Raw genomic sequence first — 25,507 nt, forward strand, 5'->3', positions numbered from 1 at the left:
TGCGTACTACTACAGCGCGTCAAACCTATCAGCACCATAACCCAGCGCGCCCACCGACGGGGCCCCGGACAGGTCGGCTTCGCCCGGTTCCAGCTCAGGGAGCGGCCGCGCCGGGGCCGGCGGCCGGTCCGGGGGTAGCGCAGACCGAGCCCGATCGGCTGCGCGCAGCGGCGATGCGTCGTACGCTCTGCAACCATGGCCACCCCGACACGGGGGGCGAGCGGAAGCCCCTTCCCGGCCGCAGCCGAGCAGCCGTGGCCCGAACGCCTGCTGGCGGCCGATCGGTCGATCATCAGCGACCTGTCGCTGCGCGGCACGGTGCGGCGCGTCGTTCGAGCGGCCCGGGATCTGATCGATGCCCGACAGGTGACGCTGGAGATCTTCGCCGACGGAGTCGACAACGAACGCCGGCTGGTCCGGGCCGGCGGATGGCCGGTCAGCGCTGACTCCGATGACGGTGCTCTCACCGAACGGATCGGCGGGACCTGGGATCCTGCGGATCGGGAGCTCGCCGGTCGACCGTTCCCGATCCGGACCGGCGATCGGGAGTACGGCCGGCTGTTCGTGCTGCCGGCCGACGGTGCCGATCTCGCACCGGACCAGGAAGTGCTGATCGGCGCGCTGGTCGAGACGGCGGGTACGGCGATCCGCAACGCCCAACGGTACGAGGAGTCCGGGCGGACCCAGGAATGGCTGCGCGCGGTGGCCGAGGTGAGCCGCAGTCTGATCAGTAGCCAGCGTGCCGGGACCTTGGAGCGGATCGCCGAACGGGTCCGCGACCTGGCCGACGCCGATGTCGTCTCGGTCGTCCGGCCGGATGGTGCCGACGACGTGGAGGTGGTGGCCGCGATCGGTGTCGGCGCCGAGGACCTGACCGGCGTCCGCTACCTCCGAGCCGGCTCACTGGCCGGCGAGGTGATGCGGCGGCGGCGCGGCGTGCTGTTCGACAATGCGCAGCGCTACGTCGAACCGACCCTGTGCCCGCGGTATGCCGATTCGTTGGGGTCGGTGATGGCGGTTCCCCTGGACGCCGAGCACGGCACCAGCGGCGCGGTCGTGGTGGGCCGCGGCGGTCAACGTCCGTTCAGCCGATCCGACCTGGAGGTGGCTGCCAACTTCGCCGGTCAGGCCGCCCTCGCCCTGGAATTGGCCGAGGCCCGTGCCGACCAGGATCGGCTGCGTCTGCTCCGGGATCGGGACCGAATCGCCCGCGACCTGCACGACCGGGTGATCCAGCGGCTGTTCGCGACCGGGCTCGAACTGCAGAGCATCGCGACGGTCACCGCGGCCGGACCGGGGGCACGGTTGGTTGACGCCGTTGCCGACCTGGACGACACGATCCGGGAGATCCGAACCACGATCTTCGCTCTCCGACAGCAGAGCCTCGACTCCCCCAGCGGACTGCGCGGCATCGTGTTGTCGGTCGTCGCCGACCTGACCACCGGGCTGCCCCGGACACCCGAGGTCGTGTTCGTCGGACCGCTGGACACTGTCGCTGAGGCCGATCTGATCTCCGACGTCGAGGCGGTCGTCCGGGAGGGACTGACCAATGTCGTGCGGCACGCCGACGCCAAGCGGGTCACGCTGCGGATCGAGATCGCCGCGGGCGAACTCGAGATCTACCTCGGCGACGACGGCTTGGGGATCGCCGATTCGGGCCGTCGCAGCGGACTTGCCAATCTTCGTCGGCGCGCCGAGCAGCATGGCGGTACGTTGACCATCAGTACTCCACCCGGTGGCGGTACGACCCTGTCCTGGATCGTCCCGCTGCGGCCATGAGCGTTGGGGGACGCCTTGCCCGAAGGAGACCGGATATGACGGCGGCACCGGATATGCCAGCCGGGCCGAAAACCGACCCGACGACGCCGACGATCGGCGTGTTCATCGTCGATGATCATGAATTGGTCCGCCGCGGCCTGGTGTCACTGCTGGGCACCACGCCCGACCTGCGCGTCGTCGGCGAGGCCGCGACCGCCGAGGAAGCGCGGCGGATGATCCCGCAGGTCGCGCCGGATGTCGCTCTGCTGGACGGTCGGCTGCCGGACGGCTCCGGGATCGATGTCTGTCGGGACGTCAGGTCGGCGATGCCCGGTCTGCACTGCCTGATCCTGACCTCCTACGACGATGACGAGGCGCTGTTCGCCGCGGTGATGGCCGGGGCGTCGGGATACCTGCTCAAGCAGATCGGCGGAGCGTCGTTGACCGACGCGATCCGGACGGCCGCCACCGGGCGTTCGCTGATCGACCCGGTGATCAGCGGCAAGCTGCTTTCCCGACTCCGCAGACCGACCCCCGACAACCGCGCCGAGCAGTTGACCGAGCGGGAACGGGAGATCCTCGACCTGGTCGCCGAGGGCCTGACCAATCGGCAGATCGGTGCCCGGATGTACCTGGCGGAGAAGACGATCAAGAACTACGTGTCCGGGCTGCTCAGCAAGCTGGGCATGCAGCGCCGCACCCAGATCGCGGTGTTCGGGGCCCAACTGCGCCAGCACGACGATTCCCCTTCCTGATCGCGCCCGTCCCGATCGCAACCCGTCCTGATCGCAACCGCCCCCGCCCGGATCCGGTCTGCCGGCCGCGGGGAGCCGATGTTCGGGACCTTAGGCCCTGTCGTCGACCGGTGAGCACGACAAGGATGTTGGTCGGCCGGTCGTCGCCTGCGACGCCCGACCTACCGCCCCATCTCGAGGGCAGCAATACCGACTTGGGGTCGACGCACCGCGGGACGTCTCGACGTTCGTGCGTGCCGATACTTCGGGGGAAAGTCGGCACCGGTTTCGGCCGTTCTTCGTGTCCTGCCCAACTTGGCCTTGTTGCTCCGGGATGGGGCGTCCTCCTGCCTGATCCGGGTGCTACCGCCGTTCGATCGGCACCGCCACGGACCCCGGGACCGCCGATTCCGGGCCGAAAAACCCGACGAAACGGGGCCGACAAAGCAGACTGCCGGGCTCCCCCTGCCACGGTCGGCAGATGGGGAGCCCGGCAGCGAGGCTGTCGAGCGGTGCGACTCAGTTGAAGCTGTCGCCGCAGGCGCAGGAGCTGGTCGCGTTCGGGTTGTCGATGGTGAAGCCCTGCTTCTCGATGGTGTCGACGAAGTCGATCGTGGCACCCATCAGGTAGGGGGCGCTCATCCGATCGGTGACCACGTTGACGCCGCCGAAGGTCTGCACCACGTCGCCGTCGAGGCTGCGCTCGTCGAAGAACAGCTGGTAGCGCAGTCCGGAGCAACCACCGGGTTGGACCGCCACCCGCAATGCCAGGTCGTCGCGGCCCTCGCTGTCCAGCAGCGCCTTGACCTTGGACGCGGCCTCGCCGGTGAGCACGATGCCGTCGGAAACGGGAGCCTCGATGGTGGCTTGTTCGGTCATATCTTTCCTCCGCTGAGCGAATGGAGCGTGCACGCTGATGAATTCAGTGTAAGCACGGCCTCGCCACGGACCAACCAGACTCACCCTGCGAGACGCTGCGACAACCGACCCGCCCTATGTCGCAGCGGTCACCAGGTCCAGCTGCGGGCGACGCGATTCACCGTCGCCGCCAGCTCGACCGGCGCAACGTCACCGACCGGCTGGTCGACCCGGGACTCCCGTACGCCGTAGGCCGATTCGATGCCCATCGACCGCATCTCCCGCGATCCGATCACCACTTCACCGGCGATCAGGATCACCGGGACGTTGCTGCTCTCGCCGAGCCGGGCGATCCGTGCGACGACGCCACCGCCACGCTCGGCGAAGTCGAAGACGCTGCAGCCGGTCACCAACAGGTCGGCGCCGCGAATCACCCGCGGCAGCCCGGCGAGCTCGGCGCAGTAGGCCGAGCCGGTGACCACCCGGCCGCCGAGCAGGTCGGCGACGAACCCGAGGCCGCCGGCCGCACCCCAGTCCTCGGTCTCCCGCTCCCCCGGCGCCGCAGCGACGGTGAAGGCCTGCAGGCTGGCGTCGGTGGCCAGCAGCAGCTCCGGGTGCCAGCCCTGGTCGCGGCCGAACCTGGAGGTGATCCCGCGCAGCCCGAGCAGCGGCAGGCCCTGCTGACCGGGTGGCACCACGAGGGTCACCCGGCGGCCTCCGAGCAACTGCCGGACCGACCGCAGATCGACCCGGGAGACCCCGTGCAGCCCGGCGACGCCGGCATCCAGCGCGACATTGGCGGTCGCCCCGAGGGCGCCGAGCAGCCCGGCCCCGGCGTCGTGTGCCCGATTGGCCGAGACGTCCAGCACCACCTCCGGCGCGTGGTACGGGCTGGCTGCGAGGGCTTCGGCCAACGCGATCCCGAGTGCGGCGGAGGAGGCGTCCCGGTCGATGCCGAGTTGGGGCTCGCCGGTCGGCGGCTCCACGCTGACCAGCAGCCGTTCCGGGGTGTCGACGACCGTGGTCAGTCCGCCGCCGGACACACCGTCGGACGGTTCGACCTCGACCTGGTCGGCGACCGCGCGGGCAAAACCTGCTCCGGCCTCCCCGATCGGGACGACGGTCGTCTCGGCACCGGACCACGCATCGGCCAACACCGCACCCGCCCGTGCCGAACGCAGCGCACCGATCGCATCGGTGGCGATGATCACCCGCATGTCCGCCATCCTCCCAAGCAGGGCAAGCCCGACGACGGCAGGGTGAGGAACGGCTGCGCGGCGGACCAAGATCCGGGTCGCGCGTCCGGGGCGGATCGGGCACCAGTAGCGTTTGCCCCATGCCTGAGTCGACACCGCAGTACGCCAGCTACCCGAGCCTGTCCGGCAAGCACGCCTTCATCAGCGGCGGCGCGTCCGGAATCGGTGAGGCCGACGTCCGCCACCTTGCCGGTCAGGGCGCGACGGTGAGCTTCGTCGACCTCGACACCGACCGCGGCGAGAAGCTCGCCCAGGAGCTGACCGACGGCGGCGCCACGGCCTTCTTCCAGCGCGCCGACGTGACCGACGTCGAGGACTATCTGGCCAAGATCAACACCGCCGCCGAGCAGCACGGCCCGATCACGGTCTTGGTCAACAACGCTGCCAACGACAAGCGCACCCCGTTCGCCGACGTCACCGTCGACCAGTGGGACTCCGAGATCGCGGTCAACATCCGGCACCACTTCTTCGCCGCCCAGGCGGTCGCGCCGATGATGCGGGAGGCCGGCGGCGGCTCGATCATCAACATGGGCTCGATCACCGCACATCTGGACTTCCCCAATCTGACCGGCTACATCGCTTCCAAGGCAGGGATCGAGGGCCTGACCCGGACGCAGGGTCGCGAATACGGCAAGTGGAACATCCGGGTGAACTGCATCATCCCGGGCTGGATCCTGACCGAGAAGCAGCTCGAGGTGGTGGCCAAGCCCGGAGACATCGAGCGGCTGACCGAACAGAGTCAGAAGATCCCCAACAAGTTGTACGGCGAGGACATCGCCCGGATGGTGCTCTGGCTGGCCGCCGACGACTCGCGCAACTGCACCGGACAGAAGTGGGTCGTCGACGGCGGCTGGATGTGATCATGAACGACCCGGTCGCGAAGATCACCGCCGAACAGCTGAGCGCTCCGTGCACCGCGCACGGGGAAGGCCCGCTCTGGGATCCGGCCGGTGACCGACTGTTGCTGGTCGACATGATCGTCGGCGACATCGTCACCGTCGATCGGGCCGGGCACCACAATCGCACCCACGTCGCCGACGTCGCCGCCTGCCTGCGGCACCGGAGTCGCGGCGGCTACATCCTTGCCACCGAACGAGGTTTCGTCACCCTCGATGATCAACTTCGACCGACCGGACCGGAGATCGCGGCGTTCACCGACACCAAGATCAGGATGAACGACGGCGGCTGCGACCCGCAGGGGCGTTTCTACTGCGGCAGCATGGCCTACGACGAGACGACCGGTGCCGGTTCGCTGTATCGGCTGGACACCGACGGCTCCGTGGCGCCGGTACTCGACGACGTGACGATCTCCAACGGGCTGCAGTGGACTGCGGACGGTCGACGGGCGCTGTACAACGACACCCCGACCGGCCAGGTCACCGTCTTCGACTTCGACGATGATCATGGAACCTTCGGCGATCCGCGTCGCTTCGTCGCCGTCGACGGGCCCGGAGCACCGGACGGGATGGCGATCGACACCGAGGACGGCATCTGGGTCGCTCTGTGGGGCGGCTCTGCGGTGCGCCGTTACTCCTCCGACGGCCGGCTGACCGCGGTGATCGACCTGCCGGTCAGCAACGTCACCGCCTGCACCTTCGGCGGCCCGGACCTGCGCACCCTCTACATCACCACCTCACGGCAGGGCCTGGCCGACGGCGAACAGCCCGAGGCGGGCGCCGTCTTCGTCGCTGAGCCGGGCTTCACCGGCACCACCCCGTACGCCTACGCCGGTTGAACCTCCACGCTGACCCGTCAGTTTCTCCCCGACACGCCGGGCGTGTCGGGGAGAAACTGACGGGTCAGCGTTGGGGGTCGAGCCGTCTGACACCTCGTCAGCCGTCGGTCGTTGCACCCTTCGCGATCGCGTCCAGATCGCGTACGGCGAAGCGGAGGTGCTCCCATTCCTCCTCCAAGATCACGTGCAGGCAGGACCGGACCGTCTCCGGATATTGCGGGGCATGCGGGTTCTTGCGTTCGGCGGCCAACTCCTCGACGGTGACGCCGGTCAGGAAATCGGTGACCATCGCGACCCGCTCGGCACGGACCTGCAGCACCTCGTCGTAGGACGGTTTGTCGGTGCGGAACACCGAGGTGTCCGCGCCGTCACCGGCTGTGCCGGCGTCCTGTTGTCCGATCGGGTGGAACGGCTGCTCGATCTCCAGGACACCGCGCCCCAACCAGGTGTCGGTGGCGAGCACCAGATGCCGCAGGGTCTGGGCGAAGGACCACTCACCGGCGACCGAGATGTCGACCGTGCCGGCCGGCATGGAGGCGGCCCGGTCCACTGTCGTCGCCCAGGTCTGCTGCAGTGTCGCCCAGGCGGACCGCAGTCCTTCGGGATCGGCCGCGCGGCGCTCGGACCGACCCGGGAACCGCCGGTTCAACTCGGCCTCGACATACCCGCCGACATCGACGTCGTTGACCCGCAGACCTCCGTCCGCCGGCAGCCACGGCGCATCGATCTCGGTCTGCTGTATCTCGACCCCGCGCATCACCACACCGGACAGGTCGGACTCGACGAACCGGGCAGCCCGCAGATCGGCACCGACGAACCGTGCGCCGCGGAGATCATCGGATCCACCGAAGGTAGCCATCATTCCCCTCCCTGACCGGCACCCATCGGGCACCGTTGCTCGATGATCATCGGGCCGGCCGAACGATGGTCGCCAATCTATCGCCGCTGTCGGACACTGCCCCGAGAAACGATCAACGGCCTGTGGAAGGTGATCATCGGCCCGAGAAAGTGATCTTCGGCCCTGGAAAGTGATCATCGGCGAGAAAGTGATCTTCGGCCCTGGAAAGTGATCATCGGCATTGACATGGAACACACCGCCGTATGGGATGGACCGGGTTCGGTGACCGCCCGGCGAACTCCGCACAACCACCAGCACTCAGGAGAAACGACACGTGCCCGCAGCAACGGCCGCTGACCGCCCACGATCCCACCAGCCCGAGACCGCACACCGTCCGGACAGCGGGGACTGGCCGATCCTGACCCATTACACCGGCGCCGATCGACAACGGATCCGGCTGCCACTGGGCGGTCTGGGCACCGGTTGCATCAGTATCGACGGCCGCGGCCGATTGGTCGACGTCGAGGTCGCCAACAACCCGGCCAAGGGTCTGACGCCGCGCCGGATGTTCTTCACCCTGCGCTGCGCCGGTGCCGACGGCCACGTCGACACCCGAGTATTGGAAGGCGACCTGTTCGACCACGAGTACGAGGGGGCCGAGGGCAGCACCAGCCCGCAGCACGGGTTTCCTCGGTTCCGGGACTGCACCTTCGGCGCCGCCTATCCGTTTGCCACGGTCGATCTGGCCGATCCCGCCGTTCCGCTGCAGGTCCGGCTGGAGGCGGTCAATCCGCTGGTGCCCGGGGACCTGGAGGCGTCCGGACATCCGGCCCTGCTCTACCGGGTCCGGGTGCGGAACACGTCGGCGGTCGGCCAGCAGGTCAGCATCGCCGCCAGCCTGCCCAGCGTGATCGGCGCGACCGCTTCCGAACCGGCCTGGCGCGGCGCCCGCTTCACCGCGGTCGACGGTCCGGACGGCACCGTGATCACCGGCCGACATCCCAACCGGGACGGCTCCGTCGCCGACGGAACGATCGCGCTGCACTCCCCCGGCCGGACCGCCGATTCGGTACGGACCAGTTGGATCGACCGGCCCTGGGGCGATGCGCTGTCGGAGTTCTGGGCCGACTTCTCCGACGACGGTCGATTGGGTGATCATCCGGCGCACGACAACGACGCCACCTGCTCGCTGGTACTCGCTGACGAGTTACCCAGCGGCGCGGAGGCGACCTTCGACTTCGTGATCGGCTGGCACTTCCCGTACCGGCTGGCCTGGAACCACTGGCCGGGAAGCTATCGGCCCAGTCGGCATGTCGTCGGCAACCACTACACGACGCTGACCGCCGATGCCGGCGAAGCCGCGGTCGCCTTCGGTCGCACGCTGGACCGGACCGTCGCGGCGTCGGCGGCGTTCGTCCGGTCGATCATCGACTCCGACCTGCCGACGGTGCTGGCCGATGCGGCGCTGTCCAACCTGGCGATCCTGAAGTCCCCGACCGTGTTCCGGACGGCCGACGGCCGGTTCTACGGCTGGGAGGGCTGCATGGACGATCACGGCAGCTGCCACGGCAGCTGCACCCACGTCTGGAACTACGAGTACGCCACCGTCTCGCTGTTTCCCGAGCTCGCCTGGTCGATGCGGGAGACCGAATTCGTCGACTCGATGTGCGACGACCGCGGGATGCTCGGCTTCCGGACCGGGCTGCCCCGGGATCCGGAGGGCCCGGCCTGGGATTTCGCCGCCGCCGACGGTCAGATGGGGTCGGTGATCCGGTTCTACCGGACCTGGCGACGGACCGGCGACGAGGATCGGATGCGGAGCCTGTGGCCGTACGTCCGCAAGGCGGTGGAATTCGCCTGGATCCCGGGCGGCTGGGACGCCGACCGGGACGGCGTGATGGAGGGCTGCCAGCACAACACCACCGATGTGGAGTACTACGGGCCGTCGATGGAGGTGCAGTCCTGGTATCTCGGAGCACTCGCTGCCGCGGCGGAGATCGCCGAGCACGTCGGCGAGTCCGACTTCGCCGCCGACTGCCGGCGGATCCTTCGGCAAGGCTGCGACTGGTGCGACGAACACCTGTTCAACGGCGACTACTACGCCCAGCAGATCCGGCCGCCGGGCAGCGCGGACCAGATCGCCCACGGGTTGCGGCTGGAGAACATCGGTGAGGGCGGCAGCCGCGACCTGACCGATCCCGACTATCAGATCGGGTCGGGTTGTACCAGTGATCAACTGGCCGGCGTCAGCCTGGCTCAGATCAGCGGACTGCAGATCCCGCTGGATCCCGACCATGTCCGGACGGCACTGCTGAGCATCGCCGAGCACAACCACATCGAGGACTTCGCCTTCCACGTCAACCCGCGCCGCTCGTACGCGCTGGGCCGCGAGCACGGGCTGCTGAACGCCAGCTACCCGCGTGGCCAGGAGCTGGCCTACCCGTTCCCGTACGCCGCCGAAGTCTGGCCGGGTTTCGAGTACTCCGCTGCGGTCGGGCTGCTGCTGATCGGCGAGGACGAATTGGCGGTACGCACCGTGACCGACGTCCGGGACCGGCATTCGGGCCGCCGCCGCAACCCGTTCGACGAGGCCGAGTGCGGCTACCACTACGTCCGGTCGATGGCGTCGTGGGGGCTGGTCGACGCCTGGCGACTCCGCACCGGCGACTGACCGGCGTCCGCACCGACCGCGACAACGTTCACCCCAGCCGCTGTCGCAGGATCGCTGCCCCCGGCCCGGTGAGCTCCTCGGCAACGGTCGGCCGACCGGCAAGGATCATCAGGATCGCTTCGGCTGTCCCGTCGGCCTCGGGACCGCGTCCGCGGCTCCACCCCAGATCGGTGGCGACCAGCCGCACTCCGCGGGCATGCCAGAAGCCGCGCAACGGCGGCGCCGTGACCGCGAACGGCAGCGCGCAGCGAAGTCGCTCGACCGGGATCTCGCGCGGCAGTCCCAGCGGTCGGCGGATGTCCTGCTGATGGATCATCGCGTCCACCAGGCCGACCCGTCCGTTGAGCCGAGCCGTGCTGCCCTGCGGTGTCGGATGATCGCGCAGGAATTTGATCAGCTGCGCCGGCTCCAGGTGGTCGTATTCGGCTCGCGCCACGTCATTGAGATCACCGAATCGGAACCGTGCCGTCCGGAACCGGCGCAGCAGGTCTCGGGTGCTGTGTTCCTCGTAGCTGATCATGTGGGTGACCACGTCTCGCACCCGCCATCGGCTGCACAAGGACTGTGCGTTCCACTGATCATCGGTGAGCGTCGTCAGGAAGTCGGCGAGCTCCGAGCGTTCGGCCGCTGCCATCTGCATCGGTTCCACGGGTTGATTCTCGTCCCTGATCGGGTCGGTTCAGCGATCGATCGGATCGATCCTCGGCGGCGGTTCGTGCAGCGCGAGTTCCCAGTCCTGCAACGCCGGCTCGACGGTGTAGTCGCGGTCAAGATAGCTGCGCAGCCAGGCGGCTGCTCGACGCTCGGCGTACTTGGCGTTCAGCACCCGTCCGTCCTCGTCGAGTTCGATGACGTTGGCGAAGACGGCATAGAGCTGCTCCAGCACGCTCGGCTCCTCCGACAGCACGAACCGGTAGTCGATCCCCTCCAGGATCGGCTGGCCGAGCGTCCCGTTCGCAATCCAGAACGAGAAGGTCCGCAGCGCGCCGCTGAAGGAATGGCTCAGGTGTGTTGTCATGTTTCCTTCCGGCCGGAGTCACGCCGCCGTCCAAGGCTGCCGGCGGTCCCGTGGAACGACACAACAGCCGTACGACCAACAACAGCCGCACCGCGACGGTCGGCCCGCACTGATGCGGACGACCCCGAGCGGTACGGCTGCTGCAATGGGGTGATCAGTCTGTTCGATCAGCCGGGAAGCAGGCCCTCCTGGGACTCCTCCAACAGCTCCCGGACCTCGTCCAGGGTGGCGTCGGCCGACGGCAGGATCAGGTCGGAATCCTCCAGCTCGTCATCGGCAACCGGCTTGCCGGCGGCGATGATCTCGTTGTGCAACGCGGTCAGCTGCGCCGTCAAGGCCTCTTGGTCGCCGCCCTCGACTGCCTGCTCGATCTTGGCGTCGATGGTGTTCAGATCGGCGACCGCGGACTCGTCGACGCGGTACTGCCCCTCGCCCAGGATGCGGATGATCATCGGACCTCACCGCTTCCGTTGGTCTGGGCGGCGTTGCTCGGCGCAGTGCTCTGGGTCTGTTGAGTCGGTTCGGCGGCAGGCGTGGCCTGGTCACCCTCGATCGCCGGCGTGGAGGTCGACCCGCCGCTGAGCTGGGCCTTCATCTGGGCCAGCTCGTTCTCCACATCGGACCCGGACGCCAGCTGCTCCAACTCCAGGGTGATGTCGTCCTTGTTCTGGCCGGTCGCATCCTCCAGCACACCGGTCGCGATCAACTCGTCGACGGCACCGGCCCGGGCCTGCATCTCGGCGGTCTTGTCCTCGGCCCGCTGGATCGCCATGCCGACGTCGCCCATCTCCTCGCCGATGCCGGTGAAGGCCTCGTTGATCCGGGTCTGTGCCTCGGCCGCGGAGTAGGTCGCCTTGATGGTTTCCTTGCGGGTCCGGAACGCGTCCACCTTGGCCTGCAGCCGCTGGGACGCGCGGACCAGCTTCTCTTCCTCGCCCTGCAGCTGGGCGTGCTGGGTCTGCAGGTCGCCGAGCTGCTGTTGCAGACCGGACTTGCGGGTCAGCGCCTCCCGGGCCAGGTCCTCCCGGCCGACCTCGAGCGCCTTCTTCGCCTGTTGACTGAGCTTGTCGATCTGAGTGTTCAGCCCGTTGGCCTGCAGCTCGACCCGCTTGCGGCTGGTCGCGACGTCGGCGACGCCGCGGCGTACCTTCTGCAACAGCTCGAGCTGGCGTTGGTAGGAGTAGTCAAGGGTCTCGCGGGGGTCTTCTGCCTTGTCCAGCGCCTTGTCCGCCTTGGCGCGGAAGATCATCGACATCCGCTGGAATATTCCGCTCATCTGCTCTCCGCTGATCCTTCCGATTACGTACCTGCGAGGCCGGCCCGGGCTTCGCCGGCCAGACACGATTGCTGTCCAGCTTATGCCCGGCGGGGTAACGCAGGCATCGGACCGACGAGGTAGTTTCGTAATTGGGGTGTGACCCTGACAGAATCCGGGGGTCGCAGCGGACCTCCAGGCGTCCGCGAGCCCAGGGAACGACAGGGGAAGGCACCCGTGGCATTGTTCGGTCGCAAGAACCAGGCTCCACAGGAGGAGCAGGCATCCGACCCCGGTCTGGTGACCGAGTCCGGGTCGGGGCCGCGGAAGAAGGACGCCCCGACGCCGACCCGCAAGCAGGCCGAGGCGGCGCGTCGTGAGCGGCTGACCAAGCAGGTCAGCAAGAAGGACGCGGCCAGGGCGCAGCGGGCCGAGCGGATGAAGGCGATCCAGGCCCGGGACAACACGCCGGAGAAGGCGTTGCTGCGCGATTACATCGACGCCCGACGCAACATCGGCGAATTCCTGCTGCCCGGCCTGGTGGTCATCCTCGGCGCCAGCTTCCTCTACACGCTGCTGCCGAACATCACCCTGGTCAGCACCGTGCTGATGTACGTGTTCATCCTGGTCGTGCTGCTGGACTCGTTCCTGATGTGGCGTGGCTTCAAGAAGGTGCTGGCGCAGCGACTGCCGAAGTCGAGCACCCGCGGGCTGCTGTTCTACGGCATCAACCGCAGCATCCAGATCCGCCGGTTCCGGATGCCGGCGCCGCGGATCAAGCGCGGCGAAGCCTACTGAACCACCCGACCGGAAGCCGCCCGACCGGATGCCGCCCGCCCTGAACTTGCCCGGCGGGTGCTGAGTAGGCTGCTGCCTCGAGCCCGGTGTTCATCCACGAACGAAGGAAGCACATGGAGTTTCGTTATCTCGGCAACAGTGGCCTGAAGATCTCCGAGGTCAGCTACGGCAACTGGGTGACCCACGGATCCCAGGTCGAGGCCGACGCGGCCAAGGTCTGCGTGAACGCCGCACTGGATGCCGGCATCACCACGTTCGACACCGCCGACGTGTACGCCAACACCGCTGCGGAGAAGATCCTCGGCGACGCGCTGGCCGGTCAGCGGCGGGAGAGCCTGGAGATCTTCACCAAGGTCTACTTCCCGACCGGCCCGAAGGGCCACAACGACACCGGTCTGTCGCGCAAGCACATCATGGAGTCGATCAACGGCTCGCTGTCCCGGCTGCAGACCGACTACGTCGATCTGTACCAGTGCCACCGGTTCGACTACGAGACGCCGTTGGAAGAGACGATGCAGGCCTTCGCCGACATCGTGCGGCAGGGCAAGGCGCTCTACATCGGCGTCAGCGAGTGGACCTCCGACCAGCTCCGCCGCGGACACAAGCTGGCGACCGAGCTGGGCTTCCAGCTGGTCAGCAACCAGCCGCAGTATTCGATGCTCTATCGGGTGATCGAGGGCGAGGTCGTCCCGACGTCGAAGGAACTCGGGATCAGCCAGGTGGTGTTCTCCCCGATCGCGCAGGGCGTTCTGACCGGCAAGTACAAGCCGGGTCAGGAACCGCCGGCGGGTTCGCGGGCGACCGATCCGAACGGTGGCTCCGACTTCATCAAGCGGCTGCTGAAGGACGATCTGCTGGAACGGATCCAGAAGCTGGCTCCGGTTGCCGCCGACGAGGGTCTGTCGATGGCCCAGCTGGCGGTCGCCTGGGTGCTCACCAACGACAACGTCGCGACCGCGATCACCGGTGGCTCCAAGCCCGAACAGGTCACCGACAACGCCGCCGCGGCGGGCAAGAAGCTGTCGCCGGAGACGCTGTCCACCATCGACGAGATCCTCGGCGATGCGGTCGAGTCCGACCCTGCTCGTACGGCGCAGACCTCGCCGAAGTCGCGGCTGGCCTGAGGAACGAGATCATGAGCTGGCATTGGCAGTCCCACCTCCGATCCGGTGCCGGCCCTGTTGACACCGCCGAGCTCGGGCTCGACCAGCGTTTCCCCACCCAGGGCGACGCCGAGTCCTGGCTCGGTGAGGTGTATCCCGATCTACTGCAGGCCGGCGTCGAGGCGGTCAGCCTGTATGAGGCCGACCGCCTGGTCTACGGCCCGATGCGGCTGGAGCCTGAGGTCGGCTGATCGACGTGCACCATCTCGGACTCGGACGGCTACTCGGCGTCACCCCGGGTGAAGCGCTGGCCGTGGTCATCGCCACCATCGGGATGTACGTGGCGATGGTGCTGGCGATCCGGCTGCTCGGCCAGCGCGTGTTGTCCTCGCTGTCCAGCTTCGACCTGGCCGCGGTGATCGCGTTCGGCGCGATCATCGGCCGGTCGGCGCTGGGAGAGGCGCCGCGGCTGGCCGGCGGGCTGCTTGCGCTGGGCACGCTGGTCGTCCTGCAGGCCGTCGCCGGGCTGCTGCGGCTGCGACCGTTCGGCGAGCGGACGATCGCCGCCCGTGCCGTACTGCTGATGGCCGGCTCGCAGATCCTGGATGATCGACTGCGGTCCTGCCACGTCTCCACCACCGAGCTCTGGTCCCGGCTGCGGACCGCCGGCATCCGGCATCCGAACGAGGTCGCCGCGGCGATCTTCGAACCGACCGGAACGATCAGCGTGCTGCGGCGCGGAGAGTCGATCGACCCCCGACTGCTCACCGGCGTGGTCGGCGCCGACCGACTGCCACCCGAACTGTTCGGCGACTGAACTCACCGCTCCCGGTCAGTCGCGCACTCTGTCTGGAACCTCCGAAACCCCACCGCCGCACCGGTTCCGTACTTCCGCACCGTGTGTACAGGGTGCGGAAGTACGGAACCGGTGCGGCGGTGGGGTTTTGAGGGGTCAGGCCAGGGCGGCGGCGAGCAACCGGAGGGTCTGCTCTCGGGCCGGTGAGGCGTCCATGGTGGTGTTGTCGAAGGCGCCACCGACCGGGCTGATCATCACCTCGTCCACTCCGAACTCGGCCGCCAGCTTGGCAACGCGTTCGGCAGCGGTGTCGGGATCGCCGATCACCCACTTGGCACGCATCGCATCGACCAACGGTGCCTTGCTGGACAGGAAGTCGTCGGCCTCGGCCTGCTCGACGGTCAGCTGCGGGGTGAGCGGCCGGCCGCTGCGCATCCCGGCCATCTGGATCAGCTGCGGCAGCGCCAGCCGTTCGGCTTCGGCGGCGGTCGGCGCCACCGAGGCGTTCAACGTCAGGAAGGTGCGCGGACTGTCCAGCGTCTCCGACGGCCGGAAGCTGTCCCGGTAGAGCTGCAGTGCCGCGGCGGTGCCCTCGCCGGAGAAGTGATGGGCGAAGACGTACGGCAGCCCCTGCTCGGCAGCCAGCCGAGCGGAGTAATCGGAGGAACCGAGCAGCCAGATCGTCGGCTCGCTGACCGCGTTCGGGGTGGCATGCAGTTCGTAGGTCTGACCGGAAACCTGGAGCCCGACACCCGCCGGACTCATCATCTTGATCAGGTTCTGCACATTGGTGGCGAACTGGTCGACGCCGTCCTCGGTACCGCCACCGCCCAACCGCAGCGCCCAGTTGGTCACCGGGTCCGAGCCCGGGGCGCGGCCGATCCCGAGGTCGATCCGGCCGGGGAAGGCTGACTCCAGCAGGCTGAACTGTTCGGCCACCACCAGCGGCGCGTGGTTGGGCAACATGACTCCGCCGGAGCCGACCCGGATCCGTTGCGTCGCCGAGGCGAGTAGCGCGATCAGCACCGGAGGGTTGGTCGACGCGACGGCCGGCATGTTGTGATGCTCGGCGACCCAGAAGCGCTGATAACCGGCCTCGTCGGCGACCCGTGCCAGCGCGGTCGACGCCCGGAGCGCCTCCGCGGTCGTCTGACCGGTACGGACCGGGATCAGGTCCAGCACCGACAGGCCGAGAGCAGACGAACCGGGTCCATGATCAGGAGAAGTCACGTCCGGGCACAACAAGCGCGTCCGCACGGCTATTCCCACCGGTGGCCGATCGCCGGTCAGGGGGCATCCGGAACGCCCCTGGTAGGGCTGACCCCACCGCGCATTCGCCGGTCAGCGTGATGTCGTCCGGAGCGCGATTTCGAGACCGTTGTGATGTGTCCGAAAACATCCGTCTTGTCACCGCCTTCTCCGCCTTGGCCCTGGTGCCGATGATCACCGCGCACGTGATCGGAGCGGCAACGGTCAATCCGCTGATCGATCCGATCAGCTGGTACGCGTTCGTCCCGGGCGGCGGCCTGATGATCATCGCCGGTGGTTCACTGCTCGCCCTGCTGGGGCTGCTGCTGATGGTGCGGATGTACCGGACCGGTGTGGCGACCGGGCCGGTGCCGGCCGTCGCCATGATCATCTTCAGCATCTCGCTGGTGTTGGTCGGCGTCTGCCCGACCGACCCGCCGACAGCCGGTGCGTCGATCTCCGACGGCACCCTGGCAGCGACGATCCACCGGATCTGCGCCGGCTCGGCGTTCGCTACGCTGCCGGTGATCGGGCTGTCATTGGCCAGGACGATCGACCGGCCGGTGTCGCGGATGCCGCGGATGTTGTGCCGATCGGCGTACGGGCTGGCCGGTTTGGTCGCGCTGTTCCTGTCCATCCATCTGCCGCTGGCCTTCGCCGGCTCCGGGATCGCCGCCTTCGGATTCATCGAACGAGCCGGCTTCGTGATCATGATCGGCTACCTGTTTCTGCTGGCCGCGACCATCGACCGGGAGTCCGGCGCACGGACCGCTGCCGTTCAGCCGATCGAAGCACCGGCATCCGTCCTGCCGGCCGGGCCGGTCGAGGTCCCGGTCCTGGTCAGTCGCCGGGCCGGGGACTACCCCCTGGCCGGCGCCTCGGTCGCCGAGCCGAGCATCCGCCGGCACACCTCGTCCCACGGTGTCGGAGCCAGCCCGAGCTTGGTCTCGGCATCGGTCGAGTCGACCACGTAGGACCGGTTGAAGATGTAGCTCATCGCCGCCAGCTCCCGCAGATCGGCGTTGAACCACCCACCGACCTTCATGATCAATTTCGGGTACGGCCGCAGCGCCACCATCGGTTTGCCGGCCAACTCCAGCAGATCGGTCATCGCCTGCCGCAGACTGCGCGGCGGATTTGTCGGGGCGATCCAGACCCGGCCCCAGCTGTCCGGCCGATCCGCCACCGCGACCAGCGTCCGCGCAACGTCCAGCACATCGGTCCAGGAGTGCGGCAGATCCGGATTGCCGATCACCATCCCGGCCTTACCGCGCAGCGCCGCCGGCAGGTTGCGGCTCAGATGCCCGTTGGCACCGACCCCGGCACCGGCGTAGTCCGACGCGCGCACCTCGACCGCACGGATCCGCCCCTGATCGTGCAACGCCTTCGCCTCGGCCCACATGCTCGCCCGGATCCGACCGTTCTTCTCCGTCGCCAGATCCGGCAACGCCTCGGTCATCGAACCGGCGACCGGACCGTAGCCGTACAGGCTGGAGGTGATCACGAACAGCGCACCGGTCTGCTCCGCGGTGGCCAACATGCTCGCCCACAGCGGCGGCCAGACCTCCTCCCAGTTGCCGTAGTGGCTCGGGTTGGCGCAGTTGTACAACGCGTCCGCTCCGGTGCTGATCTCGATCAGCCGATCGGCGTCGGAGGCATCGGCCGCGACTCTGCTGACGCCCGCCACCGCCGGACCACGCCCGCTACGGGTCACGCTGATCACTTCCTCGCCGGCGGCCACCAACAGCCGTGCGGTCTCGGTCCCGACCGGACCCGCTCCGACGATCACATGCTTACCCATTTCAGTTACCCCTCGTCGCAAATGTGAGCACTGCTCTCTATATGGACGATGATGGCACGGCGCCATGCACAAAACAAGAGCAGTGCTCACATTTGTCGATTCGGTACGCCGCACTCGGCATGCCGCCGGGCCTGGTCAGGTCGAGATCGAATGCAACGGCAGATCGACCGGCCCGTGCTCCTCGTAATCGGTCCAGGCGCGGGCAAGCCGTTCGATGCCGGGGATCAGCCGGCCCTCCGGGAGGGCGAACGGCAACCGCAGGTGCCGACTGACCAGCCCGCGCGCGGAGAACGCCGCGGCCGGGAGCACCGCCACACCGAATCGCATCGCCGCCGAGGCGAACTGCGAGGAGTCGCCACGCGGAATCTCCACCCAGAGCGACGGACCTCCCTTCGGCTCCCACCAACTCCACCCGGGCAGCAGCCGGCCGAGCAGACCGGTGGCGATCTCCAACGACTCCCGCAGCCCCTGCTGCCGCTCGACGCGCGCCTGATCGATCCGGTCCAACAGCCGCACCGCAACCTGCTGGCTGATCACCGAGGTACCGAAGTCGGCGAGCCCCTTCAACCGGGCGAGCTGGGAGATGACGTCGGCCGAGGCGCGGATCCATCCGATCCGCAGCCCGCTCCAGAACAGCTTGTTCAGCGATCCGATCGAGATCAGCGGAACCCGATCCGAGGACAGCGCGGGCAACCCGTCGGAGACGAACGTGGTCTCGGCCAGCGACGTGTCGTCGACGACGATCGAGCCGTGCTGTGCCGCCAACTGCAGCAGTCGGGCGCGGCGCCCCGGAGACAGCCGGACCCCGGTCGGATTCTGCACCTCGGACTGCAGGTAGATCATTCGCGCCGGCCGATTGCGCAGCGCCGCATCGAGATCGGCCATCACCATCCCGTCGGCGTCGCAGCGCACCGCGTCGACCTTGCAACCGGCCCGGGCGAACGCCTCCAGCGCACCGCGGTACGCCGGCTGCTCGAGGATCACCGGATCGCCCGGCTGGACGCAGCCGCTGGTGACCACCTCGATGGCCTGCTGGGCGCCGGCGGTGATCAGGATCTGATGCTCGTCGGTCGGCATCCCCCGCGAGGAGTACAACTCCGCCAGCCGCCGCCGCAGCGCCAGCAGACCGCGCGGGTCGTAGGCATGGTTCTCCGCGATCAACATCCGATATTCGTCCTGATCGGTCCGCGCCGCCTCCTCGGCGACCATCGGCAGCCCGGGCAGCGCCGCCGTCGCCAGGTCGATCGTCGACGGCGGGCCGAACAGATACGCCGCGGCCCGTCCAGCACCCGGCCGACTGGCCGTCACCGTCTCCCGTCCCGGGCCGACCTCCGGTGCCGCGATCCGGGTCCCACTGCCCTCTCGTCGTTCGACGACACCGGCGTCCTGCAGGTGTCGATAGGCCGCCACCACCGTCGTCCGACTGACCAGCGCCTGCTCGGCCAACAGCCGTTCCGACGGCAGTCGGCAGCCCGGCAGCAACTCGCCACGGCCGACCAGATCGACGATCCCCGATGCCAGTCGCAGGTACAGCGGCCCGGTCGCCGCACCGGCCCCCAACAGGGCGACAGCCAACTCCTCCGCACCGATCCTCATGCGACGAGATTAGTGCCAATTCTCCCCCAGTGGCTCTACATTCAGGGCCACTTCCAAGACCATTCTGTCCTGGTAGCTCAACAACGGTGTTGGAAGGGGGCCAGATGAGAATCCACAAATTGATCATCAGTTCCGTCTTGGTGACCGCACTGGCTGCGGTCACCGGATGTTCCGGGGCCGCGCCGGGTGGCGCTCCGGCAGCAGGCGACGGCAGCAAGCAGGACTCCACAGTGCTCCGGCTCAACTACGGCGAATCGCAGTACGCGGCCGCGGTGCTGAAGGCGTTCCAGCAGGAGCATCCTGACATCAAGGTCGAGGTGACCCATGCCGCGGTGACGTTCGAGGACGGCAGTGTGCAGACCAACCTGCGCTCCGGTCACGGCGCCGACGTGCTGCTGGTGAACTCCGGTCCCGGCCGGGTCGCACCGCTGGCTCGTGCCGGGCTGATCGCCGATCTGACCGACGTCTACGACGGTGGGGCGCGGCAGCAGTATCCGAAGGATGTCCTCGATCAGATCACCACCGACAAGAAGATCTACGAGGTCGTGGAGGGTCGGGACATCTTCGAACTGCACTACAACCAGAAGATCCTCGACCGGGCCGGCGTGCAGCCGCCGAAGACCTGGTCGGATCTGATCGCCAGCTGCAAGCCACTGGCCGAGGCCGGTGTGCAACCTCTCGTGGTGGGCGCCCGGGACAACTTCGCCGGCGGCTGGCTGACCGGCACCCTGCTGCAGTCGTCGGCCGGGACGGCGACGATGCGCGATGTCCTCTTCGACAACGGGTCGTTCGCCCAGCAACCGGTGCTGGACGGGGCGGCCAAGATCGGCCAGTTGATCAAGAACGGCTGCCTGGACGGCAAGAAGGGACTGGCCTTCGACGGTGATCAGGCAACCGCGACCTTCGCCCGCGGCAAGGCGGCGATGATCGTCGCGACCCAGGCGCTGGACGCCGATCTGCAACAGGACAAGGTCGACACGTCGGCGTTGCATGCGATCCCGATGCCGTCGGACGATCCGGCCAACGCGCATCCGACCTCCGGGCTGGCGGTGAGCTGGATCGTGAACGCCAACAGCAGATCGCTGCCGGCCGCCAAGGAATGGATCCGTTGGGTGTCCAGCGAGAAGTACCTGACCATCGCCGCGCAGAACGGGTACACGTTCGGTCCGACCCACCTGGTCCCCGACTCGGTCCAGCTCGATCCCGCCATCGCCAAAGCAGTCAAGGACGCCAACACCGAGACCGGCTTCAACCCGAGCGTCTATCTGTCCGCCGATGGCAAGGACGCCTGGTACGCCGCCGTCCAGGGACTGCTGGCGGGGCGCGATCCGAAGCCGTTGCTGCAGGCGATCGACACCAGCAGGGCCGACGGCGGGGAGTGACCGTGATGTCCTCCACGATCAGCCGGCGCTCCGGGCGATCGGGGCCGGCGGTCCCGGCGCAGTCGTCACCGCCGTCCGCCCCCCGCTGGGGCGGCCGGGCGCGACGGGCGAACAGCAGGTCTCTGCGGGATATGCCGCTGATGATCGCCATGTTGCTGCCCTGTTTCGGGCTGCTGTCGGTCTTCGTTCTGGTCCCGCTCGGACTGGGGGTCAAGCTGAGCTTCTTCTCCTGGGACGGAGTCGCGGCCCGGATGACACCGGCCGGGGTATCCAACTACGTGCGGATCTGGCTGGATCCACGCTTCGTCGCGTCGTTGGGGCGGACAGCGATCTGGGCGGTGATGCACCTGGTGCTCGCCGTCGGTGGCGCGCTGCTGCTGGCGACCTTGATCAACGAGATCGGCTGGCGCCGGGTCCGTACCGTCTTCCGGAGTCTGGCGTTCCTGCCCAACGTGCTGGCGCTCTCGGTGGTCGGTGTGGTCTGGGCACAGATCTACAATCCGTCGATCGGCCTACTGAATTCGGGCCTGCAACGGATCGGTCTCGGTCACCTCGGACATGCCTGGCTCGGCGAAGATCATCTGGCATTGTTCTCGGTCGGCGTCGCGAGCGCCTGGCAGGGTTTCGGCTTCTACCTGGTGCTCTTCCTGGCCGGCATGCAGACCATCGACCCGACGCTCTACGAGGCGGCCATGATCGACGGCGCAACCGGGTGGCAGCGTTTCGGCCACGTCACGCTGCCCGGGCTCTACAACACGATGAGCCTGGTGCTGGTGCTGGCGTTCTCCAATGCGCTGAAGGGATTCGGCACCGTCTGGTCGATGACCCAGGGTGGCCCGTCGAACGCCACCGAACTCGCCGCGGTCTACGTCTGGCGGTCGGCGTTCCAGTCCGGACGGATCGGGCTCGCTGCGGCCGCCGGACTCACCATCGCCGTGCTGACGATCATCGGCGTCACCCTGCTCACCCGGTGGCGCGACCGCGTCGCCGAGGAGCGCTGACCGATGCGCACCCGGACCCGGGTCGACCTGACCCTCACCGTCGTGCTGGCGATCGTGATCGGCGGCATCCTGGTGCCGTTCGGCTGGGTCGTGCTGAACGCGTTCAAGAGCGATACCGAGATCTTCGGCGATCCGGTCGGGCTGCCCAGGCACTGGATCATCGGCAATTTCGTCACCGCCTGGACCACCGGCGGCTTCGCCCAGTACTCGGCGAACAGTCTGATCGTCTCGGTCGCGGCAACGCTGCTGACGCTGGCGGTCTGCCTGCCGGCCGGCTACGTCTTCGCCAAGCTCGCCGGGCCGCGGGTCAACCTGTTGTTCTATCTGCTGCTGCTGACGATGACGGTGCCCGCGGAGGCGATCGTGATCCCGATCTTCTATCAGATGCGGTCGCTCGGCCTGCTGGACAGCCGGGTCGGGCTGATCCTGGTGATCGTCGCCGGCGGACTGCCACTCGGCGTCTTCATCATGCGCAACTTCTTCAAGGATCTGCCCGGGACACTCGCCGAAGCAGCCGAGATCGACGGCGCCTCGACCTGGCGCACGTTCACCCAGGTGATGGCGCCGCTGGCCCGGCCGGCCATCCTCGCGGTCGCGGTGTTCGCCTTCCTCGGGTCCTGGAACGAATACATCCTGGCCTTGCTGTTGCTGTTCAGCAACGAGAAGATGACCATCCCACTGGGGCTCACCCAATTCCAAGATCAGTACAACTCCGACTACGGCGCACTCTTCGCCGGCATCACGATGGCGATGATCCCGTCCATTCTCGTCTACCTCGTCCTGCAACGTTCGTTCACCCAAGGTCTGCTCGCCGGATCGATGAAATGAGGCCGCATGCACGACATCAGCTACCAGTTCGAGTACACCGATCGACTGACCGCCGCCTTCATCGGCGCCGGCGGCCACTCCTTCCGCAACATCTACCCGGCGCTGCACTACGCGCCGGTGGATCTGGTCGCGGTCTGTGATCTTGATCAGGATCGGGCGGCCCAGTACGCCCGATCGTTCGGGGCAGCCCGCTCCTACAGCGATCATCATCAGCTGCTGACCGCCGAGCACTCCGACGTGGTCTTCATCGTCACCGCCTACGACGACGACGGACAGGTCCAGGCGACCCGGCTGGCGGCGGACTGCCTGCGGGCCGGCAGCCATGTCTGGATGGAGAAGCCGACCGCATCCACCCGGGATCAGGTCCGCGAACTGGAACGGCTGAGCGCGTCCACCGGCCGACTGGTGATGACCGGCCTCAAGAAGATCTTCACGCCGGCGATCCAGAAGGCGAAGTCGATCATGGAATCCGACGATTTCGGGCCGGTGTCGTCGATCTCGGTGCGCTATCCGCAGTCGCTGCCGGCCGAAGCCGACCGGCGGGACGGCGTGATCATGCGCGGTTTCCTTGATCACATCTACCACCCGGGCGCGGTCCTGAGCTATCTCGGCGGTCCGGTCACCCGGCTGAGCTACGAATGGGAGCCGACCAGTGGCGGCAGCATCTCCTCGCTACTCTTCGCCAGCGGTGTGATCGGCAGTCTGCACCTGACCGCCGGTCAGGCGACGAACGCGCCGCTGGAGCATGTCGAGATCGTCGGTCACGGAGCCAATCTGGTGATCGACAACGGCGTCCGACTGACCTACTACCGGCGCGGCGCCGAGCTCGGCTACGGCCGTTCGGGGTCCTACATCGTGCCGGACGAGGTCGCCCCGCTCACCTGGGAGCCGGAATTCTCCCTCGGCCAGCTGTACAACAAGAACCTCTTCTACCTCGGCTACGTGCCGGAGATCCTGCACTTCTGCGCCGCGGTCCGGGGCGAGCAGGATCTGACGCTGGGAACCCTGCACCAGGTGGACCAGATCATGGCGTTGTACGAGGCTTATCAACAACTGCCGGCCGGCGTCGTCGGTCGGTTGGACCGGACCACTGCAGGACAGGCAACCGCAGGACAGGCAACCGAAGGAGCAGCATGAGCGAATCGACCGACATCCGACGGACCGTGGGTCGCCCGGATTCCTATCCCGTCGAACAACATGAGTGGGGCCGGTTGGTGTGGATGGCGAACCGATCGCTGGGCATCTCCGAGACGATGACCGTCGGCCGCTGCTACATCGATCCCGGCAAGGCCAATCCCCGGCATCGGCATGCCAACTGTGACGAGGTGCTCTACGTGCTCACCGGTTCGATCGAACACAGTCTCGGCGACGACACCTTTCCGATGCAGGCCGGCGACATCGTTTCGATCCCCTGCGGCACCATGCACAACGCCCGCAATGTCGGCGACGAGGTCGCCGAGTTCGTGATCTGCTACAACTCCGCGGACCGGCAGACCGAGGGCGAGTAGTCGATCATGGAAGCTGCACGCTCCGACAGCACCGTGGTGCTGCTCGGCACGATGGACACCAAGGCGGCCGAGTACGGTTTCGTCCGGGACCGGCTGCGGTCCAACGGCTTGTCCACGGTCGTGATCGACACCGGTGTGCTGGGCGAGCCGGGCATCGAGGTCGACATCACCCGGGAGCAGGTCGCGATCGCGGCCGGTACGACACTGGCCGAGCTGGTCGCCGATCATGATCGCGGCCGGGCCGTTGCCCGGATGGCCGAGGGCGCAGCCGAGGTGATCATGGAGCTGCTGCGCGCGGGCCGGTTCGCCGGCGCTCTCGCGCTCGGTGGGACGGGCGGCACGTCGATCGCGGCCCGTGCCCTGCAGCCGATCCCGATCGGAGTGCCCAAGATCATCGTCAGCACGGTCGCCGTCGGCAACACCACACCGTACGTCGGCAACAGCGACCTGGTGCTGTTCCCCAGTGTGGTGGACATCGCCGGGTTGAACCGGGTGTCGTCGCTGATCCTGGCCAACGCCGCGGACGCCCTGACCGGAATGATGCAGGCCGCACCGGCAACCGGGACCGGCGCGCCGGGGAATGCTGGCAGCGGGAATGCTGGCACCGGCAACCGTCAGGCGATCGCGGCCAGCATGTTCGGTGTCACGACACCGTGCCTGGACCAGGCCCGCCGGCTGCTCGACGACGCCGGCTACGAGGTCCTGGTCTTCCACATGACCGGCATCGGCGGACGGACCATGGAACGGTTGATCGACGAGGGCATGATCGGCGGTGTGCTGGACGCGACGACCACCGAGCTCGCCGACGAACTGGTCGGCGGGGTCTTCTCCGCGGGGCCGGAGCGGCTGACCGCGGCTGCCCGGGCGCGGATTCCGCAGGTGGTCTCGGTCGGCGCCCTGGACATGGTCAACTTCGGAGCAATGGACACCGTCCCGGCACAGTTCGCCGATCGCCGACTGTTGGTGCACAACCCGACCGTCACACTGATGCGGACCACGCCCGAGGAGTGCGCTGAGTTGGGTCGCCGGCTGGCCGAACGGGTCTCGTCGACGTCCGCACCGGCCACCGTGGTGCTGCCGCTGCGCGGCATCTCCGCGGTCTCGGTCGAGGGCGGCCCGTTCCATGATCCCGAGGCCGACCGGGCGCTGTTCGACAGCATCCGAACCGGACTCGACCGTGACCGGGTCGACCTGGTCGAGGTCGACACCGACATCAACGACCCGACGGTCGCCCGACTGATGACCGACATCCTGTCCGGCTACCTGCCGCCTCAGCACCGGTCCACCACTGATCAGCAGACAACCATCCACTCAGAAAGGTAA

General features: G+C 68.0%; 26 protein-coding genes. 16 read left to right on the plus strand and 10 right to left on the minus strand.

Going from position 1 to position 25,507, the window contains the following annotated elements:
* The first annotated feature begins 195 nt into the window (after positions 1-195).
* Both BLU38_RS04940 and BLU38_RS04945 read left to right on the plus strand, forming a co-directional pair.
* A complete protein-coding gene (locus BLU38_RS04940; RefSeq protein WP_091520765.1) occupies positions 196-1,779 on the plus strand; it encodes a GAF domain-containing sensor histidine kinase in 1,584 nt (527 codons plus the stop codon).
* A 35-nt stretch (positions 1,780-1,814) separates the two neighbouring features.
* Positions 1,815-2,513 carry a response regulator gene (locus BLU38_RS04945; RefSeq protein WP_231920180.1) on the plus strand — a complete coding sequence of 233 codons (699 nt, stop codon included), beginning with the start codon at positions 1,815-1,817 and terminating at the stop codon, positions 2,511-2,513.
* Positions 2,514-3,011: 498 nt separating this feature from the next.
* On the opposite strand, the gene BLU38_RS04950 is transcribed toward BLU38_RS04945, so the two are convergent.
* The gene (locus BLU38_RS04950) at positions 3,012-3,371 is read right to left on the minus strand and encodes a HesB/IscA family protein (RefSeq protein WP_091520772.1); all 360 of its coding nucleotides are present in this window, start codon (positions 3,369-3,371) and stop codon (positions 3,012-3,014) included.
* 128 nt (positions 3,372-3,499) lie between these two features.
* A complete protein-coding gene (locus BLU38_RS04955; RefSeq protein ID WP_157683216.1) occupies positions 3,500-4,567 on the minus strand; it encodes a glycerate kinase in 1,068 nt (355 codons plus the stop codon).
* 119 nt (positions 4,568-4,686) lie between these two features.
* Here BLU38_RS04955 and BLU38_RS04960 point away from each other — a divergent pair, with 119 nt between their 5' ends.
* Together BLU38_RS04960 and BLU38_RS04965 are read left to right on the plus strand one after the other, a co-directional pair.
* Positions 4,687-5,466 (plus strand): SDR family NAD(P)-dependent oxidoreductase, encoded by a 780-nt coding sequence (locus tag BLU38_RS04960; RefSeq protein WP_091520780.1) that lies wholly within the window; start codon positions 4,687-4,689, stop codon positions 5,464-5,466.
* 2 nt (positions 5,467-5,468) lie between these two features.
* The gene (locus BLU38_RS04965; protein ID WP_091520784.1) at positions 5,469-6,341 is read left to right on the plus strand and encodes an SMP-30/gluconolactonase/LRE family protein; all 873 of its coding nucleotides are present in this window, start codon (positions 5,469-5,471) and stop codon (positions 6,339-6,341) included.
* Between the two features lie 97 nt (positions 6,342-6,438).
* On the opposite strand, the gene BLU38_RS04970 is transcribed toward BLU38_RS04965, so the two are convergent.
* Positions 6,439-7,203, minus strand: coding sequence for a DinB family protein (locus tag BLU38_RS04970; protein WP_231920181.1), 765 nt, complete (start codon positions 7,201-7,203; stop codon positions 6,439-6,441).
* A 310-nt stretch (positions 7,204-7,513) separates the two neighbouring features.
* Between BLU38_RS04970 and BLU38_RS04975 the strand changes: the two genes are divergently transcribed.
* Positions 7,514-9,850: a GH116 family glycosyl-hydrolase gene (locus BLU38_RS04975; protein ID WP_091520788.1), complete on the plus strand. Its 2,337-nt coding sequence runs from the start codon at positions 7,514-7,516 to the stop codon at positions 9,848-9,850.
* Between the two features lie 28 nt (positions 9,851-9,878).
* Here the strand turns inward: BLU38_RS04975 and BLU38_RS04980 are convergent, their stop codons facing one another.
* The 4 genes from BLU38_RS04980 to BLU38_RS04995 all read right to left on the minus strand — a co-directional run bounded on the left by BLU38_RS04980 (position 9,879) and on the right by BLU38_RS04995 (position 12,144).
* The gene (locus tag BLU38_RS04980) at positions 9,879-10,490 is read right to left on the minus strand and encodes a maleylpyruvate isomerase family mycothiol-dependent enzyme (RefSeq protein ID WP_172836266.1); all 612 of its coding nucleotides are present in this window, start codon (positions 10,488-10,490) and stop codon (positions 9,879-9,881) included.
* Between the two features lie 39 nt (positions 10,491-10,529).
* The gene (locus BLU38_RS04985) at positions 10,530-10,868 is read right to left on the minus strand and encodes a DUF7677 family protein (RefSeq protein WP_091520796.1); all 339 of its coding nucleotides are present in this window, start codon (positions 10,866-10,868) and stop codon (positions 10,530-10,532) included.
* Positions 10,869-11,035: 167 nt separating this feature from the next.
* Positions 11,036-11,320: a PspA-associated protein PspAA gene (gene pspAA, locus BLU38_RS04990; protein ID WP_091520800.1), complete on the minus strand. Its 285-nt coding sequence runs from the start codon at positions 11,318-11,320 to the stop codon at positions 11,036-11,038.
* Positions 11,317-12,144, minus strand: coding sequence for a PspA/IM30 family protein (locus BLU38_RS04995; protein ID WP_091520803.1), 828 nt, complete (start codon positions 12,142-12,144; stop codon positions 11,317-11,319). The genes pspAA and BLU38_RS04995 overlap by 4 nt, the downstream gene beginning before the upstream one ends.
* Before the next feature lie 216 nt (positions 12,145-12,360).
* Between BLU38_RS04995 and BLU38_RS05000 the strand changes: the two genes are divergently transcribed.
* The 4 genes from BLU38_RS05000 to BLU38_RS05015 all read left to right on the plus strand — a co-directional run bounded on the left by BLU38_RS05000 (position 12,361) and on the right by BLU38_RS05015 (position 14,841).
* Complete coding sequence (locus tag BLU38_RS05000) at positions 12,361-12,921, plus strand: DUF3043 domain-containing protein (RefSeq protein WP_157683217.1); 561 nt, start codon at positions 12,361-12,363, stop codon at positions 12,919-12,921.
* Positions 12,922-13,034: 113 nt separating this feature from the next.
* Complete coding sequence (locus BLU38_RS05005) at positions 13,035-14,045, plus strand: aldo/keto reductase family protein (RefSeq protein WP_091520810.1); 1,011 nt, start codon at positions 13,035-13,037, stop codon at positions 14,043-14,045.
* Positions 14,046-14,056: 11 nt separating this feature from the next.
* A complete protein-coding gene (locus tag BLU38_RS05010; protein ID WP_091520814.1) occupies positions 14,057-14,275 on the plus strand; it encodes a hypothetical protein in 219 nt (72 codons plus the stop codon).
* Between the two features lie 5 nt (positions 14,276-14,280).
* Positions 14,281-14,841 (plus strand): DUF421 domain-containing protein, encoded by a 561-nt coding sequence (locus BLU38_RS05015; RefSeq protein ID WP_197679997.1) that lies wholly within the window; start codon positions 14,281-14,283, stop codon positions 14,839-14,841.
* Positions 14,842-14,976: 135 nt separating this feature from the next.
* On the opposite strand, the gene BLU38_RS05020 is transcribed toward BLU38_RS05015, so the two are convergent.
* On the minus strand, positions 14,977-16,050 hold the full coding sequence (locus BLU38_RS05020; protein WP_091531956.1) for an LLM class flavin-dependent oxidoreductase: 1,074 nt from the start codon (positions 16,048-16,050) through the stop codon (positions 14,977-14,979).
* Between the two features lie 155 nt (positions 16,051-16,205).
* Between BLU38_RS05020 and BLU38_RS05025 the strand changes: the two genes are divergently transcribed.
* Complete coding sequence (locus BLU38_RS05025) at positions 16,206-17,042, plus strand: DUF998 domain-containing protein (protein ID WP_157683218.1); 837 nt, start codon at positions 16,206-16,208, stop codon at positions 17,040-17,042.
* Here the strand turns inward: BLU38_RS05025 and BLU38_RS05030 are convergent.
* Positions 16,928-17,869: an NAD-dependent epimerase/dehydratase family protein gene (locus tag BLU38_RS05030; RefSeq protein WP_091520819.1), complete on the minus strand. Its 942-nt coding sequence runs from the start codon at positions 17,867-17,869 to the stop codon at positions 16,928-16,930. The two genes, BLU38_RS05025 and BLU38_RS05030, sit on opposite strands and share 115 nt — an antisense overlap.
* A 135-nt stretch (positions 17,870-18,004) precedes the next feature.
* Positions 18,005-19,465, minus strand: coding sequence for an aminotransferase-like domain-containing protein (locus BLU38_RS05035; protein WP_091520822.1), 1,461 nt, complete (start codon positions 19,463-19,465; stop codon positions 18,005-18,007).
* Positions 19,466-19,569: 104 nt separating this feature from the next.
* Between BLU38_RS05035 and BLU38_RS05040 the strand changes: the two genes are divergently transcribed.
* The 6 genes from BLU38_RS05040 to BLU38_RS05065 all read left to right on the plus strand — a co-directional run bounded on the left by BLU38_RS05040 (position 19,570) and on the right by BLU38_RS05065 (position 25,507).
* Positions 19,570-20,847: an ABC transporter substrate-binding protein gene (locus BLU38_RS05040; RefSeq protein ID WP_157683219.1), complete on the plus strand. Its 1,278-nt coding sequence runs from the start codon at positions 19,570-19,572 to the stop codon at positions 20,845-20,847.
* A 140-nt stretch (positions 20,848-20,987) separates the two neighbouring features.
* A complete protein-coding gene (locus tag BLU38_RS05045; protein ID WP_157683220.1) occupies positions 20,988-21,848 on the plus strand; it encodes a carbohydrate ABC transporter permease in 861 nt (286 codons plus the stop codon).
* Between the two features lie 3 nt (positions 21,849-21,851).
* Complete coding sequence (locus tag BLU38_RS05050) at positions 21,852-22,676, plus strand: carbohydrate ABC transporter permease (protein ID WP_091520829.1); 825 nt, start codon at positions 21,852-21,854, stop codon at positions 22,674-22,676.
* A gap of 6 nt (positions 22,677-22,682) precedes the next feature.
* Positions 22,683-23,813 carry a Gfo/Idh/MocA family protein gene (locus BLU38_RS05055; RefSeq protein WP_091520834.1) on the plus strand — a complete coding sequence of 377 codons (1,131 nt, stop codon included), beginning with the start codon at positions 22,683-22,685 and terminating at the stop codon, positions 23,811-23,813.
* Entirely contained in the window at positions 23,810-24,184 is a 375-nt protein-coding gene (locus BLU38_RS05060) for a cupin domain-containing protein (protein ID WP_091520837.1), read from the plus strand. The genes BLU38_RS05055 and BLU38_RS05060 overlap by 4 nt, the downstream gene beginning before the upstream one ends.
* Positions 24,185-24,190: 6 nt before the next feature.
* On the plus strand, positions 24,191-25,507 hold the full coding sequence (locus tag BLU38_RS05065) for a Tm-1-like ATP-binding domain-containing protein (RefSeq protein WP_091520841.1): 1,317 nt from the start codon (positions 24,191-24,193) through the stop codon (positions 25,505-25,507).

It is taken from the genome of Microlunatus soli, assembly GCF_900105385.1.
Taxonomy (GTDB): domain Bacteria; phylum Actinomycetota; class Actinomycetes; order Propionibacteriales; family Propionibacteriaceae; genus Microlunatus; species Microlunatus soli.

Coding starts and splice junctions, on each gene's coding strand:
- BLU38_RS04940 (WP_091520765.1), top strand. CDS start 196: ATGGCCACCCCGACACGGGGGGCGAGCGGAAGCCCCTTCCCGGCCGCA.
- BLU38_RS04945 (WP_231920180.1), top strand. CDS start 1,815: ATGACGGCGGCACCGGATATGCCAGCCGGGCCGAAAACCGACCCGACG.
- BLU38_RS04950 (WP_091520772.1), bottom strand. CDS start 3,371: ATGACCGAACAAGCCACCATCGAGGCTCCCGTTTCCGACGGCATCGTG.
- BLU38_RS04955 (WP_157683216.1), bottom strand. CDS start 4,567: ATGCGGGTGATCATCGCCACCGATGCGATCGGTGCGCTGCGTTCGGCA.
- BLU38_RS04960 (WP_091520780.1), top strand. CDS start 4,687: ATGCCTGAGTCGACACCGCAGTACGCCAGCTACCCGAGCCTGTCCGGC.
- BLU38_RS04965 (WP_091520784.1), top strand. CDS start 5,469: ATGAACGACCCGGTCGCGAAGATCACCGCCGAACAGCTGAGCGCTCCG.
- BLU38_RS04970 (WP_231920181.1), bottom strand. CDS start 7,203: ATGATGGCTACCTTCGGTGGATCCGATGATCTCCGCGGCGCACGGTTC.
- BLU38_RS04980 (WP_172836266.1), bottom strand. CDS start 10,490: ATGCAGATGGCAGCGGCCGAACGCTCGGAGCTCGCCGACTTCCTGACG.
- BLU38_RS04985 (WP_091520796.1), bottom strand. CDS start 10,868: ATGACAACACACCTGAGCCATTCCTTCAGCGGCGCGCTGCGGACCTTC.
- pspAA (WP_091520800.1), bottom strand. CDS start 11,320: ATGATCATCCGCATCCTGGGCGAGGGGCAGTACCGCGTCGACGAGTCC.
- BLU38_RS04995 (WP_091520803.1), bottom strand. CDS start 12,144: ATGAGCGGAATATTCCAGCGGATGTCGATGATCTTCCGCGCCAAGGCG.
- BLU38_RS05005 (WP_091520810.1), top strand. CDS start 13,035: ATGGAGTTTCGTTATCTCGGCAACAGTGGCCTGAAGATCTCCGAGGTC.
- BLU38_RS05010 (WP_091520814.1), top strand. CDS start 14,057: ATGAGCTGGCATTGGCAGTCCCACCTCCGATCCGGTGCCGGCCCTGTT.
- BLU38_RS05030 (WP_091520819.1), bottom strand. CDS start 17,869: ATGGGTAAGCATGTGATCGTCGGAGCGGGTCCGGTCGGGACCGAGACC.
- BLU38_RS05035 (WP_091520822.1), bottom strand. CDS start 19,465: ATGAGGATCGGTGCGGAGGAGTTGGCTGTCGCCCTGTTGGGGGCCGGT.
- BLU38_RS05040 (WP_157683219.1), top strand. CDS start 19,570: ATGAGAATCCACAAATTGATCATCAGTTCCGTCTTGGTGACCGCACTG.
- BLU38_RS05045 (WP_157683220.1), top strand. CDS start 20,988: ATGATCGCCATGTTGCTGCCCTGTTTCGGGCTGCTGTCGGTCTTCGTT.
- BLU38_RS05050 (WP_091520829.1), top strand. CDS start 21,852: ATGCGCACCCGGACCCGGGTCGACCTGACCCTCACCGTCGTGCTGGCG.
- BLU38_RS05055 (WP_091520834.1), top strand. CDS start 22,683: ATGCACGACATCAGCTACCAGTTCGAGTACACCGATCGACTGACCGCC.
- BLU38_RS05060 (WP_091520837.1), top strand. CDS start 23,810: ATGAGCGAATCGACCGACATCCGACGGACCGTGGGTCGCCCGGATTCC.
- BLU38_RS05065 (WP_091520841.1), top strand. CDS start 24,191: ATGGAAGCTGCACGCTCCGACAGCACCGTGGTGCTGCTCGGCACGATG.